The organism is Acinetobacter sp. AOR12_HL, from assembly GCF_027855275.1.
Lineage (GTDB): Bacteria > Pseudomonadota > Gammaproteobacteria > Pseudomonadales > Moraxellaceae > Acinetobacter > Acinetobacter baumannii.
This window is the reverse complement of the sequence record NZ_JAKTIJ010000029.1, coordinates 109,998-127,175: the sequence shown is the minus strand read 5'-3', so window position 1 is coordinate 127,175 and position 17,178 is coordinate 109,998. Positions and strand designations below refer to the sequence as shown.

Annotated in this window: 12 protein-coding genes; 4 read left to right on the top strand and 8 right to left on the bottom strand. The window is 38.9% G+C overall.

Going from position 1 to position 17,178, the window contains the following annotated elements; translation table 11 throughout:
* The first annotated feature begins 8 nt into the window (after window positions 1-8).
* Window positions 9-1,574, top strand: coding sequence for an alkyl hydroperoxide reductase subunit F (ahpF, locus tag MKL36_RS15625; protein ID WP_270909000.1), 1,566 nt, complete (start codon window positions 9-11; stop codon window positions 1,572-1,574).
* Window positions 1,575-1,627: 53 nt separating this feature from the next.
* On the opposite strand, the gene MKL36_RS15620 is transcribed toward ahpF, so the two are convergent.
* The 8 genes from MKL36_RS15620 to MKL36_RS15585 all read right to left on the bottom strand — a co-directional run bounded on the left by MKL36_RS15620 (window position 1,628) and on the right by MKL36_RS15585 (window position 15,190).
* Window positions 1,628-3,634: an esterase/lipase family protein gene (locus tag MKL36_RS15620; RefSeq protein ID WP_021510855.1), complete on the bottom strand. Its 2,007-nt coding sequence runs from the start codon at window positions 3,632-3,634 to the stop codon at window positions 1,628-1,630.
* A gap of 116 nt (window positions 3,635-3,750) precedes the next feature.
* Complete coding sequence (locus MKL36_RS15615; protein WP_001009738.1) at window positions 3,751-4,692, bottom strand: ABUW_2363 family tetratricopeptide repeat lipoprotein; 942 nt, start codon at window positions 4,690-4,692, stop codon at window positions 3,751-3,753.
* Between the two features lie 103 nt (window positions 4,693-4,795).
* Window positions 4,796-5,611 carry a serine O-acetyltransferase gene (gene cysE / locus MKL36_RS15610; RefSeq protein WP_000917698.1) on the bottom strand — a complete coding sequence of 272 codons (816 nt, stop codon included), beginning with the start codon at window positions 5,609-5,611 and terminating at the stop codon, window positions 4,796-4,798.
* Entirely contained in the window at window positions 5,604-6,443 is an 840-nt protein-coding gene (locus MKL36_RS15605) for an RNA methyltransferase (RefSeq protein WP_000051401.1), read from the bottom strand. The genes cysE and MKL36_RS15605 overlap by 8 nt, the downstream gene beginning before the upstream one ends.
* 14 nt (window positions 6,444-6,457) lie before the next feature.
* A complete protein-coding gene (dnaE, locus tag MKL36_RS15600) occupies window positions 6,458-10,021 on the bottom strand; it encodes a DNA polymerase III subunit alpha (RefSeq protein ID WP_001160989.1) in 3,564 nt (1,187 codons plus the stop codon).
* A gap of 214 nt (window positions 10,022-10,235) precedes the next feature.
* On the bottom strand, window positions 10,236-11,303 hold the full coding sequence (locus tag MKL36_RS15595) for a type II asparaginase (protein ID WP_086374135.1): 1,068 nt from the start codon (window positions 11,301-11,303) through the stop codon (window positions 10,236-10,238).
* 683 nt (window positions 11,304-11,986) lie between these two features.
* The gene (locus MKL36_RS15590; RefSeq protein WP_021510853.1) at window positions 11,987-13,294 is read right to left on the bottom strand and encodes a dicarboxylate/amino acid:cation symporter; all 1,308 of its coding nucleotides are present in this window, start codon (window positions 13,292-13,294) and stop codon (window positions 11,987-11,989) included.
* Between the two features lie 465 nt (window positions 13,295-13,759).
* A complete protein-coding gene (locus MKL36_RS15585; RefSeq protein WP_000078703.1) occupies window positions 13,760-15,190 on the bottom strand; it encodes a pyridoxal phosphate-dependent aminotransferase in 1,431 nt (476 codons plus the stop codon).
* A gap of 240 nt (window positions 15,191-15,430) precedes the next feature.
* On the opposite strand from MKL36_RS15585, the gene msrB reads away from it, so the two are divergent.
* Genes msrB through MKL36_RS15570 form a run of 3 tightly spaced genes read left to right on the top strand, consistent with a single transcriptional unit; the run spans window position 15,431 to window position 17,177 of the window.
* On the top strand, window positions 15,431-15,850 hold the full coding sequence (gene msrB / locus MKL36_RS15580; protein ID WP_000521160.1) for a peptide-methionine (R)-S-oxide reductase MsrB: 420 nt from the start codon (window positions 15,431-15,433) through the stop codon (window positions 15,848-15,850).
* Window positions 15,847-16,332: a glutathione peroxidase gene (locus MKL36_RS15575; RefSeq protein ID WP_000066032.1), complete on the top strand. Its 486-nt coding sequence runs from the start codon at window positions 15,847-15,849 to the stop codon at window positions 16,330-16,332. Before msrB ends, MKL36_RS15575 begins: the two co-directional genes overlap by 4 nt.
* Complete coding sequence (locus MKL36_RS15570) at window positions 16,332-17,177, top strand: AraC family transcriptional regulator (RefSeq protein ID WP_000535310.1); 846 nt, start codon at window positions 16,332-16,334, stop codon at window positions 17,175-17,177. Before MKL36_RS15575 ends, MKL36_RS15570 begins: the two co-directional genes overlap by 1 nt.
* The last annotated feature ends 1 nt before the right edge of the window (window position 17,178 follow it).

Here is a 17,178-nt window from a genome sequence, read left to right as displayed (position 1 = left end):
AAAAACAGATGTTAGATCAAAACATTAAAACTCAATTAAAAGCTTACCTAGAACGTTTAGAAAGTCCAATCGAATTAGTTGCTGCTTTAGATGAATCAGATAAAGCTGCTCAAATTAAAGAATTAGTAACTGAAATCGCTGAGCTTTCTGACAAGGTAACAGCCCGTTTTGATGGTAACAATACACGTCGTCCAAGCTTTGGTGTGGCTAAAGCAGGTGAACAGCCTCGTGTATTCTTTGCAGGCTTACCAATGGGCCATGAGTTTACCTCTTTGATCTTGGCTTTGTTACAAGTGTCTGGCTATGCACCTAAAGTGTCGGATGAAGTTTTAAATCAGATTAAAGGCTTAAACCTCAAAGCCAACTTTGATGTATTCGTATCATTAAGCTGTCATAACTGTCCGGATGTGGTACAGGCGCTTAACCTGATTGCCATTTATAACCCGAACACCACGGCAACCATGATTGATGGTGCATTCTTCCAAGACGAAGTGGAACAACGCAAAATCATGGCTGTACCGATGGTATTCCAGGACAATGAGCACATTGGTCAAGGTCGTATGACCCTTGAAGAGATTGTGGCAAAACTTGATACCAACTCGGCTGAAAAAGACGCAGCAGCACTCAATGCCAAAGATGTGTTTGATGTATTGGTGATTGGTGGTGGACCTGCGGGTGCAACAGCTGCAATCTATGCAGCACGTAAAGGTATTAACACAGGTATCGTGGCTGAACGCTTTGGTGGTCAGGTCATGGATACCATGGACATTGAAAACTTCACTTCTGTGCAAAAGACTCAAGGTCCTAAGTTTGCTGCTGAAATGGAAGCACATGTTCGTGAATACGATGTGGATATCATGAACCTGCAACGTGTCAGCAAAATCACTGGTGCAGATCAAACAGCAAATGGCTTGGTTGAAATTGAACTTGAAAACGGTGCAAAACTTGAATCGAAAACTGTGATCCTTTCAACAGGTGCACGTTGGAGAGAGATGAATGTACCGGGTGAAGCTGAATACCGTACCCGTGGTGTAGCGTATTGTCCACACTGTGATGGTCCATTGTTCAAAGGCAAACGTGTTGCCGTGATTGGTGGCGGTAACTCAGGTGTTGAAGCTGCAATTGACCTTGCAGGTATTGTTGAGCATGTAACTCTGGTTGAGTTTGACACTAAACTTCGTGCTGACCAAGTCTTGCAAAACAAGTTAAACAGCTTGCCAAACACCACAGTGATTATGAATGCCTTAAGCACAGAAGTATTGGGTGACGGTTCACAAGTAACCGGTCTTAAATATAAAGACCGTGCGACTGATGAAGAGCATGTGGTAGAGCTTGCAGGGATCTTTGTACAGATTGGTTTACTTCCAAACACTGACTTCTTAAAAGACAGTGAGGTTGAGTTAACCAACCGTGGCGAGATCATTGTGAATGACCGCAACGAAACCAATGTAAAAGGTGTATTTGCTGCGGGTGACTGTACTACTGTACCTTACAAGCAGATCATTATTGCTACAGGTGAAGGCGCTAAAGCATCACTCTCTGCGTTTGATTACATCATCCGTTCTGGGCAATAAAATCTAACCTAAAACAAAAGAGCCAAAGGATATCCTTTGGCTCTTTTTATTTTTTATGGTTTATACAAACCATGTTCAACTAAATGCTCTCGTAAAATACGACGTAGTTCTAATACGGCTTGTGGTGTTAACTGAATAGAGTGTCCACCCGGTAGAACTTTCTCAGATTTAGCACCTTCTAAGTGAGCACTTTTATAAGGAACAATACCATCGGTAATCACATTTGGATCATCACTTTTGGTAATGTTGCCCATAATTGAGTGGAAGATTAACCCTTGATGGGGATTAATATTCTCAGTGAGTTCCATAAATTTAGATTGATGGCTTAAGTCGCTTGGTCCATTTTGAATCAGGCCATTATCAATATTATTCAAGAAATCTTTAATATCTAAATTTTCTGTGGTGAGCGAAGTTGCAACAGCTGATAAAAAAGCACCCGGTAAGCGGATAATTTTACGCGCAGCTAATGTGAACCAACGATCGGCATAATCTGTACCTCGGTGTGGCGATGCCAAGAAAATTGCACGATCAAAGTTACTAATTGAATGCATTTGCAACCGTTCAGTCACCATAGGATGTTTCTTAAAACGGTTTTGCTGACGGATCGTCATCATCTCCAAGGCAGGTTTAGTAATATCAGCATCACTTACAAGTAAACGGCTAATAATTCCTCCCATACTATGACCTACAAGCACCGCATCATGCGCAGCAGGATCACTTGGGTTTAACGAACCGAACGCTTGTTTTAAGAGTGCATAAATCTGGAACCGGCTTTCCAGAATTGGCATATTGGTCGAGTAGAAGACTTGCCAAACTTGATAGTTATCTCTTAAAACAGTATCGCCCATGACATCGTTAGTGAGTGCAATCCATGCCTCGGGGCTACTTGCCAAACCATGGACCAACACAATAATTTTTTTGTTTGGGTTATAAGGTTCAAGCATATATAAATGCGGCATGGTTAAGTGCTGATCACGATCAATCAAACTCAAATAAGCCGCTACACCTAGGTTGTTTTCTGCTAACCACAGGCCATAAGGAGCTGAGAAGTTTGCAGCTAAAGGATATTGCTTACCAGCGACATTAATATTATCGGTTCGATAAGGATCATAAACCCGAATTACAAATTCTGGATCATTAATAATTTCTTGAACGGTTTTGGCATGTTTAGGCTCCGCAACAATAGTTGCCGCTAAATAACGTGCATGGTGAATATTAGGATTTACACCATTTTTATAGCTGTAATTAAGTGGATCTAAAATGTATTCATTAATGTCTTCTTTGCCTGAACTTGGGAAGACAGCCACAAATTCGGAACCGAAACCATCACGACGGTTGATTGTTCTTAAACCTGAGAAATTTAAGTTATAACTTGAAATTAATTTTTCTAATTTTTGGCCAGATAATTGTCTATGAAACTCAAAATCAATTGAATATACACTCTTACCAATATGGATTTGTGGCTCTACCACATTTTTTTGTGGATACCTTAAATCATACACACTGACCATTTTGGCAATCGCTTGATTATAGAAGTCGCGTATCTGAACTTGTCTATTATCAAAAATACGATCAGTTGGCTGACGTTTTGTAGAAAACAGATAAGCATAGCTATAACGGATACTCTTATCGAGTAGACTTAACTGTTGATCTAAGCATTCATCATATTTATTTTGAATAACTTTTTGTTCTTCAGTTGGCTTATGTTTAGTGAAACGACTAATTTTACATTCAGAAGAATCTGACAAAGCCATTGCTTTCGCCAGATACATTTCACTCGCAGTCGATAACAGCTGTTCATCTAAAATTTGGGGCAGATTTTTAAGTTGATTAACACAAGTGTCAGGGGAGTCTGTACAGGCCTTAGCTTCTTGCCCTGACATGGACAAAACATTAAGACTTGCTTCACTTAGTTTATCTTGGGTAAGAATACTATTACGCTCATTTGCAATAGTAACGTTGAGAGCTTGTTGCTTAACATTGACGACCTGACATCCACTCAGGATTGAACCGAGGAGTATGACCGTGAAGAGCGCTGAGTTTCTTTTTCTAACAAACATTATGGTCAAATATGTGGATCAGTAATATGCTGATCATACAAATTTTAAAGTATTTTTCAATTGATCAAACATAAAAAAAGGGCTGTCAAATCAGCCCTTTTTTAAAGTTTAAGCGCTTACTTTTTTGTAGCTGCACTTGGGGTAGCAGAAGACATAGCAGGGTTTGTTAAAACTTGCCATACATTCCAGCGACCTTGTTTTTCAATTTCTTGAATTAAACGGTCTGCTACTTCAGCTTCATCAGGGTATTTAACCTTGTAATTTTTTAGAGTCTGAATCGCATTTTTCTTTTGTTCCATTGCAATATAGTTATTTGCAGCGGCTAAATATGCTTCCTGAACATTACCTTTAATAGCTTTATCTAAATACGGAATAGCCTCACGTTGACCACCACCTTCAGATAAGCCAAAACCAAACCAGAAATTCGCTTCAGCATCATCTGGATTAATTTTTAAAAGTCTTTGTGCATATTCTAAAGACTTAGTGGTATGAGCAGTACCTAAATCAAGGTTACGGGCAAGTACACTTGCTTTAAAAGCACGAATAAGAATATCAAATGAAGCATCTGGATTAGCAGCTAAAGTATCTAAGCGCTGAGTCACTTCCTTAAGTTTGCTTTCAAAGCCTTTACGTTCTTGACGGTCAGTAAAACGAGGTGGATAGTGACGCGCTTTACCTTCAACAAGTTGTAAGAAGTCATCAATTTCAGTTACATCAATTTCATTATCGCCCGCTAAAACTGCGTACTTCATTGAACGTTGTGAGTTGTTGACTGTAGGTACGATCAATTTATTCGTATCTAATGTAAGTGTTTTGGTTGGATCGTCCTGACGAGTTACAACCATTTTGGTTACAGGCTGTGCAGCAGCTTCTTTTAAAGCAACTTCAAATGCAGGCGGAGCATCATAATTAAATGGGTTTAATGCATAAAATGGAGGTGTAAGCTCTGGTTCCTTAAAAACAAACGGCTCAATTTTTTGTTCTTTTACAGGTGCCATGGTACACGCTGTTAAACTTGAGGTCGCAAGAAGGATATATGCCAAAGGCTTAAAATTCATAGGATCTTCCGTTCATTTTATAAAGTTAAATAAGGTACAACAAGTCTAGGAAAACCTAAACCGACATGCAAGGGTAAGCGTGTTACATTATGAATCAAGAATATTACGTTTTTGATGTCTTGTTTTGCGCACCGCATTCACGACGAACTTCTTCAAGAATTTTTAGCTCTTCATCACTAAAAGGCTGTTCATCTTGACTTTCTTTTTTGAAAGTTGGGTCAAGTTCGGACAAACGCTGGCACAAATTATTCATACGCGTTTCATTATGCTGAATACGGTCAAGTAAAACTCGCATTCCTTCTAAAATTGGGTCAGATTGATCAGCAGTAGTCGCATACGGAGCAAAACCAATACTTTGTGCATAATCACGGCGACGTTCTTCATCTTTATCTTTAGTTTTGTCGGCATCTTTATAGATATAACGTGCAGGGTTACCAACAGCTGTTACACCAGCAGGAACTGCTTTTGTGACTACCGCATTTGAACCAACTTTGGCGCCTTTACCTACCGTAAATGGACCTAAGATTTTCGCACCAGCACCGACAACCACGCCATCTTCTAAAGTTGGGTGACGCTTACCTTTATTCCAAGTCGTACCACCTAAGGTAACACCGTGGTATAGCGTTACATCATCACCAATTTCAGCAGTTTCACCAATTACAACGCCCATGCCATGATCGATAAAGAAGCGTTTGCCGATTTTAGCACCAGGGTGAATTTCAATACCCGTTGCAAAACGACTAAATGACGAAACAAAACGGGCGGTACCTTTGCAATCTTTTTTCCACAATTCATGGGCAAGCCTATGCAAAAGTAAAGCGTGTATACCTGGGTAAGTGGTAAGTACTTCGAGTGTATTTCGTGCAGCAGGATCTCGCGCGAATACAGCCTGTATATCTTCTTTAAGCTGTTTAAGCATTGGATTGATCCTCCTTGTCCGATGATGCTTTTTTCCATTTGCCGCTTGTGAGGGCTTGGACTCGACTAAAAATACCGCGAAGTAAATGATATTCCATACGATCTAATTGTATACGACCAAATAAACGACGCAAGCGTAAAGGTAGTAAACGTGGATTTTCTGGATCTAAAAATTCAATTTCGGTGAGCATTTTTTCCAAATGAGGATAGAACTCTTCCATTTGCTGCTGAGTCACTAACGGCTCATCCCATTGCATGCTTTGACCTTGAGCAAGCGGCATTTGCCCAGCATCAGAAGCAACTTCTTTTTGCTCTAATACCGACATACGAAGTTCATAACAAACTACTTGAATCGCTTGAGCAACGTTAAGTACACCATAGTCCGAGTTTACAGGAATAGTAAGGTGATAATTTGCCAAAGCCAATTCTTCATTGGTTAAACCGCGGTCTTCACGTCCAAAAACGATCGCAATTTGTTGTCCTTGAGCAGCCGCTTTGATTGCTTCTTTGGAAGCAGGGCGAACATCTAACAAAGGCCATGGAATAGTACGGCTTCTTGCACTTGTTCCGAAAACTAAATGGCAATCTTTAATTGCTTCTTCGAGTGTTTCAACAATTTCAACCTGTTCTAATAAATCTTGTGCACCAGCAGCAAGCGCCTGAATATCTGGATGTGGATAGGTTTTTGGTGAAACCAGAACCAACTTACTCAAGCCCATCGTTTTCATTGCGCGTAAAGCACTGCCAATATTAGCCGGTAAAGTGGTATTGACCATAACAATACGCACTTGTGCTAATTGTTTTGACACGGCGGTGTCGTCAAACAAACTCATAAGATTTCCAGAAATTACGAATATTGAGAAACTTCGCTTTGGTATGAATCCAATGCATCATCAATAGTCATGTCCACAGGAGGTGAGGCAACAGGTTGTGGACGAACAGGTTCTGCTGCTTTAGCTGCCTTAGATTTTACCTGATATTCAATATGAATATTATCCTTACCAAAGTAATCTCTTAGTTTGGCAAGAAGTTCATCTAAAGGAGCGACTTTCCATTGTGGGCCAAGCTGAAGCTCAGCCTGAGCATATGGTTGGTCAATCTGTAACTGTATTGCAATATGCTGATGCATATCGACATTACAATAAGGCAATAATATATTTTGTAGATCTTTTGCCAAACTTGGTTGCAATAGATCATGGGTTAATTTGATTTGAATGCTATTGGCGCGTTTTTGTCTGATTTCATTTAAGCTAAACGCTTTGTTCAAGCGTCCCATTGGACGATCAAAACCTTCACGCTCATAGATTTCGCCTTCAAAGACGACTACGCGCTCAACTTGAATAATATCTTTAAAGCGTTGGAAACGTTCGTGGTTACAGCTGACTTCAATACGTGCTGTTCCGTCGTCAAGTACAATAACAACACGGTTTGGGAAATTCGCTACATCAAGGACAAGTCCTGCATAAACAGTCGTTACACCGCGACGAGTTGCGGTAATTTCATTAAGTTTTGCAGGAATAAACGCTTTGAGTTCTTGACGATAAACATCAATTGGGTGACCTGTTAAATATAGTCCAAGCGTATCTTTTTCGCCTTTGAGACGAACTTCATCACTCCATGGCTTAACAGGTTTAGCTGGTTTACGTTGAACTTCTTCAACTTCACCAAATAAGTCCATAATACCGCTTTCACGGTTACTACGTGCCTGTTCGGCAGCTTGTACAGCTTCTGGCAATTGAGCCATTAGACTTGAACGTTCAATACCTAAACAATCAAGCGCACCAGCACGGATAAGTGCTTCTAAGGTTCGTTTATTGATTTTTTTCAAATCAATACGATGGCAGAAATCAAATAGGTCAGTATAAGGCCCTTGTTGGCGACGTGAGTCAATAACAGACTGCATTGCCTGTTCACCAACACCTTTAATTGCCCCTAAACCATAAACAATGGTTTTATCATCGCTCGCATGGAAATGATAAGTCGACATATTGACTGATGGCGGTAAGACCTCGAGTCCGTTATTTCGGCAGTCATCAATCAAAAATACGACACTGTCAGTGTTCTGCATTTCCGATGACATTACTGCTGCCATAAATTCGGCAGGATAGTGGGCTTTTAACCATGCTGTATGATATGCAACAAGCGCATAGGCTGCGGCGTGCGATTTGTTAAAACCATAGCCTGCAAACTTTTCCATATAGTCGAAGATATGGTTGGCTGTGCTTTCATCAATGCCTTTTTGTCCAGCACCCTCAAGGAAGATTTGGCGCTGTTTCACCATTTCTTCAGGTTTCTTTTTACCCATTGCACGGCGGAGCAAGTCAGCGCCACCGAGTGTGTAACCTGCACAAATCTGTGCAGTTTGCATTACCTGTTCTTGGTAAACCATAATCCCGTAGGTTGGCTCTAATACACCTTCAAGCAATGGATGAAGATACTCAAATTCTCCACCATGCATACGGTGAATGAAGTCTGGGATCAGATCCATCGGACCCGGACGATATAAAGATACGAACGCAATAATTTCTTCGAATTTACTTGGACGCGCTTCTTTAAGCATTCGTTTCATACCGACGGATTCAAACTGGAATACCGCGGTTGTATTTGCATCAGCAAAGACAGAATAAGCTTTAGGGTCGTCAAGAGGGACGTGCGAAATGTTTAAAGGGTCATTGCTATCACGGTTTTTATTAATATTTTGGATAGCATCTTCAATAACGGTTAAGTTACGTAAACCCAAGAAGTCGAACTTTACGAGACCTGCAGCTTCTACATCATCTTTATCGTACTGTGCTACACGGTTAGTACCGTCTGCGTCACAAAGCACAGCAGAGAAGTCGGTAATTTTACCGGGTGCAATAACAACACCACCGGCATGTTTACCTGTATTTCTGGTAATACCTTCTAACTTTAATGCCATTTCCCAAATTTCGCTGGCATCATCATTGTCTGGGTTGGAAGGGTTGGTAACAATATCTTTAAGCTGAGGTTCCATTTCAATCGCAGTTGCCAAATCTACACCAAGTGGCTTAGTTGGAACCATTTTTGAAATACGGTCAGCTAGACCATAAGACTTCCCTAAAACGCGGGCAACGTCACGAATCGCACCTTTCGCAGCCATCGTACCGAACGTTGCAATCTGAGACACCGCTTCACGGCCATAAGTACGTGATACATAATCGATCACACGGTCACGACCTGCGATACAGAAATCGACGTCAAAGTCGGGCATCGATACACGTTCCGGGTTTAAGAAACGTTCGAAGAGTAGGTCATAACGAAGTGGATCAAGATCTGTAATTTTTAAGCTATAAGCTACTAATGAACCTGCACCTGAACCACGGCCCGGTCCAACAGGGACACCATTGTTTTTCGCCCATTGAATGAAGTCCATGACAATCAGGAAGTAACCAGGGAATCCCATTTTCAGGATGATTCCGACTTCATAATCTATTCGTTCATCATATGGTTTACGAATTTCAGGCCAGTCTTCACCACGCTTTTCGACAGGGTAAAGGTAATTTAAGCGCTCTTCCAAACCTTCTTTTGATAAGTGCTCAAAATAGGTATCGATGGTAAAACCATCAGGAATTGGATACTCAGGTAAAAAGTAAGTACCGAGCTTTAAAGTGACATTACAGCGTTTAGCGATTTGATAGGTGTTTTCAATAGCACTAGGAATATCTGAGAACAGCTCAATCATTTCATCAGAAGTTTTGAAATACTGCTCTGGACTATATAAGCGCGGACGTCGATCATCTGCTAAAACATAACCATCTGCAATACATACACGAGCTTCGTGCGCTTCGAAATCTTCTTTTTCAATAAAGTGCACATCGTTGTGTGCAACAACACCAACATTATATTTAGCTGCAAGTTTGGCAGCTTCTTGAATAAAGTCTTCTTCGCCAGGACGATCAGTACGTGTTAAGGCTAGATAAACACGATTACCAAACTTTTCGATCCACTCTTCAAGTAAAGGTTCTGCTTTTTGCGGGTTAGATGAGCAAAGCATTTGCCCAACATCACTATGTTGGCCAAGTAAAACAATAATATCTTGATGCTGCTCTAGGACCCATTCTTTTTGTACACAAGGGATACTGAGTTGCTGGCCTTCAATAAAGCCACGCGAAACAATTTCAGTCAATCCTTTCCATCCAATATCGCTCATTGCAAGCAAAGTTGCACGATGTTGGGCATCATTAAGACGGATTGTACTACCCAAAATTGGCTTAATGCCTTTCTTAAGGCAAGAATTATAAAACTTTACAGCAGCATGAAGGTTAGATAAGTCGGTAAGTGCCAGCGCAGGCATTTCATCCTTTACCGCAGTCTTGACCAAGTCGGGTATGCGAACAATCGACTCTGTAATCGAAAATTCTGTGTAAATACCGAGATGAACAAACTGCATAAACCAATCCTTAATGCGACCGCAGCATAGTTTAACACGCAAAGTTCAAACGAAATGCTTAATATTTTGGCAACTGTTATGGATTTTAGTATTTAAACAGAAGGTTGAGAACACGAAAGTGAAGGATTGATCAAAGTTGTTCTTTTATTTTTAAAGAGAAAATTAAAGCGGATAAAAAGAACCAGCCCAAATTGATTTGGGCTGGTTAGAAATTTTAGTACTGCCAGAACATGCGTTGAATTTCTTTCGCATCGTTGGTTTTGGTAAGTGCCAACGCTGCAAGAAGACGCGCTTTTTGAGGATTCAAATCATGAGCTGCTACCCAACCATATTTAGAGTCAGGTTGTTCTGCATCACGTAATACAAAACCTTGTGGAACGCGCGATGAGCGGATAATTTGAATACCGTTTTTGTCATGAAGGTTTTGTAATGTTGGAACGATATATTTCGCTACAGAACCATTACCTGTACCTGCATGAATAATCGCTTTAGCGCCAGCTTTTGCATATGCTTGATAAGCATCAGGAAGCATAGAGTCAGAACCATAAACGATTTGTACTGTCGGAAGAGCATCACCTTTAATATTTTCAATATTAAATTCTGAAGCATTGGTATGACGTTTAACAGATTGTCTAAACCAATATGGTTTGCCTTCAACAAGTGTACCCAAAGCACCCCATTGGCTTACAAAAGCATTTGTATGAATGTTAATGCCTTTAGTTACATCACGAGCAGCAAAAATAGAGTCGTTCATGAGAACCATAACGCCTTTATTTTTTGCATCATCAGAAGCGGCCAATGCAACAGCACTATAAAGGTTAAGTGGACCATCTGCTGAAAGAGCAGTTGATGGGCGCATTGAGCCAACAAGTACGATTGGTTTATCAGTATGAACAACAAGATTTAAGAAAAATGCTGTTTCTTCTAAAGTATCTGTACCGTGTGTAATCACAACGCCATTTACAGTTGGCTTTTTAACAAGTTCATTTACTTGACGAGCAATTTGTAATAATTCCTTGTCAGTAATACTTTCCGAAGCTACTTGTAATGCTTGAATACCAGATACATTTGCCAAATCTTGAATTTGAGGAACTGCATTGATTAAAGCATCAACTGGAACTTTTGCCGCTGTATAAGTTGCACTATTTGCTGAGCTTGCGCCAGCACCAGCAATGGTACCGCCAGTAGCGACAACAACAACATTGTTTTTTGCGTAAAGTGGGAGAGAGCAGGCTAATAAGCCCATCGCTAAACCGAAAGATTTAACAGTTTTAGTCAACATCGAAAATATCCTTATGAAGTGACGAAGTATAAAGTTTGCCGAATACGCCTGCTTTTCCTAAGCAAAATACATACCATGTAAAACATATCCGTAACTTGTTTGAATAAAAGCATCCTTGAATATCATTTTGTTTCGACAACAATCATTTAAACATTGCTTTTATTCAGCGCTAATAAATATCATGAAAAAAATAAAAAATCTATTAAGTTTTTCTAATTTATCTGAATTTATTTACTTTTTAATATAATTCACGCAAATGATTTTTTAGTCTTTATAAAATTAAAAAATAATAGGTTGGGTTGGGCCTTTATTTAACATTTGGTGGATTTATTGAATTGATTTTTAAAACTATATTTATTAAGAATATAAAATAAAATTTTTCATGTTCGAATTAAATAATAATCTTAGTTGTTTAATATAATGAATCGATCATAAATTGAATTAAAAAATAATCATTTAGTGTATGTTTCTAAGTATATAAATTTTTGAATGTTTGTTTTTTATTCTGTTTTTAAGGTTTACTTTTAAGAAAGTTAATAGGAATTAAAATCCATAATTTGGCCTATTATTTAATATAGAAATACTGATAACTTTTTATTGTTTAGTTCGAAAGAAAAAAAGAGCAATTTTATAAGGTCGTATAAAATTGCTCTTAAGTTGGGAGAGTGGGAGAAAAAGGAAACTTAAGCGATTGTTTGTTCTTGAGTTGATTTAATTAATACAGGCTCTGGTAATTCTTCAGTATCAGCTACTTTATCGCCTTCAAGTTTGGCAACAACTGCAGTCGCAATACTATTACCTACTACGTTTGTTGCAGTACGGCCCATATCAAGGAACTGATCAATACCAAGCAATAATAGAATGCCGGCTTCAGGCAAATGGAACATTGTGAGTGTTGCCGAGATAACTACAATAGAAGCTCTTGAAACACCCGCAATACCTTTACTTGTCACCATAAGCGTTAACAAAATCAAGATTTGTTGAGTGAAGCTCAGATCAATATTGTAAGCTTGAGCGATAAAGAGTACTGCAAATGTGGTGTACATCATTGAACCATCAAGGTTAAATGAATAACCTAATGGTAAAACGAAGCTAGTCACTTTTTTAGGCACGCCGAACTTATTTAAAGCATCCATAACTTTAGGATAGGCTGATTCACTTGAAGCTGTAGCAAAAGCAAGTGTTACAGGTTCACGGATCAATTTACCTAAACGGAAGATATCTTTTTTAAGTACGATTGCGCCAACAGAGAACAAAATGACCCAAAGTAATAGCAGACCGAAGTAGAATTCTGCGATTAAAATGCCATAATCAACAATTAAGCCTAAGCCTTGTACTGTAATTGCTGAAGCGATTGCAGCAAATACTGCAAAAGGTGCGAACATCATTACGTAGTCAGTAATGCGGAACATGATTTTACTGAGTTCATCAGTTAAGCGAATGATAACTGAGTCTTTTTCTTTGCCCTGATTTACAAAAGCAAGAGCTGAACCAAAGAAAATAGAGAAAACAAGTACTTGTAAAATATCATTGTTCGCCATTGCTTCTGCAATGCTGCGTGGGAACACGTGACTCAAGAATGATTGCAGGGTAAAACCAGTAGTTGTCGGGAGAGAAGAACTACTAAGTTGTTGAGCTGTTGGTAATGATAGGTCTAGCGCCGCGCCAGGTTGGAAAAAGTTTGCTAAACCCATACCGATGGCAAGTGAGACAAACGAAGCGGTAATAAACCAAGTCATTGACTTGAGTGTGATGCTACCAATTGAAGTTGATTTGCCCATTGAAACAATGCCGCACACAATTGTAGCAAATACCAATGGGGCAATAATCATTTTGATGAGACGTAAAAAGATATCTGTGACGATGTTGAAATAAGAAGCGATTTGCTTCAGTTGCTCGCCTTCATTAAAGAAGTGATGACAGATCCAACCCGTCAATACTCCTAGTAAAATAGCAACCACGATATACTTGAGCAATTTCTTTTGCTTCATAGGAACCTCTATCCTTTGGGTTCAATCATCTTTTAGATGGGATAACGATGATTGAAAGCTTTCCTTGTAGTTCAGTTCGGTCCTGTAACTGATTTCATCTTCCTAAATTTGCATCAGTATTAACCGAATCGAATATGGTGATGTTGTTATGGGAAGGGATTGTTGCTCGATTTTGAAGCAGTGTGAAATGCAAAAAAATATCAACTTATGCATTTTTTGCATAATAACAAAAGGAGGAATAGGGGATAAATATAGTAATTTAAACGTTTGGTAAAAAAATATGGATGAGATTTTTTGAGAAAATAAGTCTTATATATTATTTTTAAAAGTTTATATTATTCAGTATATTAATTTGGTTTATTGATCTGATTAAAATAGGTGATATTAGTTTTTAAATAATTATTTAAATGATGTAAAAATAAAAAAAGCACCTAATTTAAGATGCCTTTTTTATTATGCATTTTTTTAACGGCGATTGGCCAAGAAACGACCTAAACGACCAATTGCTTCACGTAATTCGTTTTCTGCCGGTAAGAAAACAACACGGAAATGGTCTGGTGTTGGCCAGTTAAAACCTGTTCCTTGAACTAATAGTACTTTTTCAGCACGAAGTAAATCTAACATTAACTTTTCATCATCTTCGATTGGGTAAATGTTAGGATCAAGACGCGGGAAACAATACATTGCGCCTTCTGGTTTAACACAGCTTACCCCAGGAATTTCATTTAACATTTCCCATGCGATATTACGCTGTTCATATAAACGTCCACCTGGTCGGATCAAGTCATTAATAGACTGATAGCCACCAAGCGCCGTTTGAATTGCATACTGAGCTTGTACGTTTGCACATAAACGCATTGAAGCTAACATATCCAGACCTTCGATATAGTCTGCTGCACGGCTCTTATCGCCTGTGATTGCCATCCAGCCTGAACGGAAACCAGCAATACGATATGCTTTTGATAGCCCATTGAAAGAAATACATAATTGGTCGCCTGCTAAAGAAGCAACAGCAACATGCTCAATGCCATCGTAAACGATTTTGTCGTAAATTTCGTCAGCAAATAAAATCAGGTCATGTTTCTTTGCAAGTGCCACAATTTGCTCAAGCACATGACGTGGATATACCGAACCAGTTGGGTTGTTCGGATTGATAATGACAATACCACGTGTGTTTGAAGTAATTTTACTTTCAATATCAGCAATATCAGGATACCAACTGTTTTCTTCATCACACTTATAGTGAATGGCTGTACCACCCGACAGGTTAACGGCAGCTGTCCAAAGCGGATAGTCCGGCATCGGAATGAGCATTTCATCACCATCATCGAGTAGGCCTTGCATAGCCATGACAATGAGTTCAGATACACCATTACCGATATACACGTCATTAACGTGCATATTTAAGATGCCTTTTTGCTGGTAGTACTGGCAGATTGCTTTACGTGCCGGAAAAATACCTTTTGAATCTACATAACCAATTGCATTTGGTAGGTTTAAAGCAACGTCATTAATAATTTCTTGTGGTGCTTCAAAACCAAATGGGGCAGGGTTGCCGATATTCAGCTTAATGATTTTATGTCCTTGCTCTTCCATTTCATTGGCGGCTCGTAATACTGGTCCGCGAATGTCATAACAAACATGCTCAAGCTTCGATGATTTTTTAATTTCTCGGGAAGTTGGCATGGATTGGAGAGTAGCAGTATTTTTAGACATAGCTGGATTCACTTTTGCATATCGGTATAAATAACTTTTAAATGTTTTGACTGTTACCAAATTCAGATCATGTTGATCTTTAAGTAATTCAACAATTTTTTCATGGGTAAAGCCCGATTGCTGATACTGTTTGATAACTGGTAATAGTTGCTGGAAAAGCACACTTTTTTTCTGAGACATGTTTTGTCCTATACAACCGTGCCACACAAGAATAGCACCATCTTTGCTTCCTTAAAAGGAAATAAAATAAAAAATTGCTTTCTTTTGTTTTTGTATTTTGCTTACTTTTTGCTTTCTGTTACTTAGATGTTTAAAATCCAACAAATTTTACGTTCAGAGACTAGTGTTTTTTTGATGAATGGCGTAAATATAAAATACGATTATCAATTTATGTTTACATCAGAATAAAAGGTGCAGGTCATGGGAAAAGTTAATAAAACAGACCGAGAATGGCAAAGAGAGTTATCACCTGAAGAATATCGGATAACGCGACAAAAGGGCACTGAACCAGCATTTACGGGGCAATACTGGAATACTAAGCAACATGGCACATATGTTTGTCGTTGTTGTGGCGCGGAATTGTTTTCGTCAGATGCAAAATATGATAGTGGTTGTGGTTGGCCAAGTTTCTTTCGCCCTCTGAATGGAAGCGTTATTGATGAACATGAAGATTTAACGCATGGTATGGTCAGAACGGAAATTGTTTGTCATGATTGCGAAGCTCATCTTGGGCATGTTTTTGAAGATGGACCACAGCCGACAGGTTTGCGCTACTGTGTGAACTCGGCATCATTACAACTGAAAACACAAGAAAAAAATGATGAGGAAACCTATCCATGAGTAACATTTATCAGTTTGAAGCTGAATTGTTAGAGGGAGATATTAAACAATTCGCTGATTACAAAGGTAAAGTTTTATTAATTGTAAATACTGCAAGTAAATGTGGTTTTACTCCACAGTTTGCGGGCCTCGAAAAACTTTATGAAAAATATAAAGACCAAGGTTTAGAAGTTTTAGGTTTTCCCTGCAATCAGTTTGGTGGGCAAGATCCCGGAAGCAATAAAGAGATAGGTACATTCTGCCAGCGTAACTATGGAGTGAAATTCCCTATGTTTGCCAAAGTAGATGTAAAAGGTCCTGAAGCTCATGTGATCTTTAGATATTTAACCCGTGAAGCAAAAGGAATTTTAGGAAGCAGTACTATTAAATGGAACTTTACCAAGTTTTTAGTGGGTAAAGATGGTTCGGTTTTAAATCGTTATGCGCCAACAACCAAGCCTGAAGCATTGGAAGCTGATATTGAAAAAGCATTAGCGAGTTAATGGGTTCAATGAACGCTATTCCTCAAACTTTCGAGTTTTGGCAAGATCGGCGAATGCCTTATGTGGAAACCCGAAGGTCATGTTTTGGCAGAACATGTTATAAGTCTCATAGCCATCCAACATTTTCAATTGGTGCTATAGATGAGGGGAATAGTGTTTTTCAAAGTTCTTTTGGCACTGCACAAAAGATCTCGGCGGGTACATTGGTCATTGTGCCCGCACATGTTGAGCATTCATGTAATCCTATGCCAAATCAGGCATGGAGTTACCAGATGCTTCATTTAGATCTAGCATGGTTAAATCAACTGTATTCAGAATTTCAAGAGCAAGGTCTTGATTTACATATACCTCAGCATAAGCCGCTCATTATAAAAGACGAATCTTTATATGAAGCTTTTACTGAAATGAATGAGACATTATTTGATGCGCAAAAATTAATTTTTGAAAAAGAGCAGTCTCTTCTCCATTGCCTGATTCATTTGTTATTACCTCATTTTATTTTAGAAGAAATACAAAAGCCTCAATATTTATATAAAGACTTTTTAAACCTGATCGATGTGATTTCATCCTCAGAGGGTTTTATTTCTTTAGAAGAACTTGCTCAACGAGTAGGTTTAAGCAGATATGCAATCATACGTTTATTCAAAGCAAATGTAGGTTTAACACCACATGCATTTCAAATTAACTTAAAGATTAATCAGGCTCGAGAGCAGCTCAAACAAGGCGTGCCACTTGCCGAATTGGCTGTAAATTTAGGTTTTAGTGATCAAAGTCATTTCCATAAAGCTTTTAAAGCACATACAGGGGTAACTCCTCGGCAGTTCCAGCTCGCAGCCGCGCAATAAT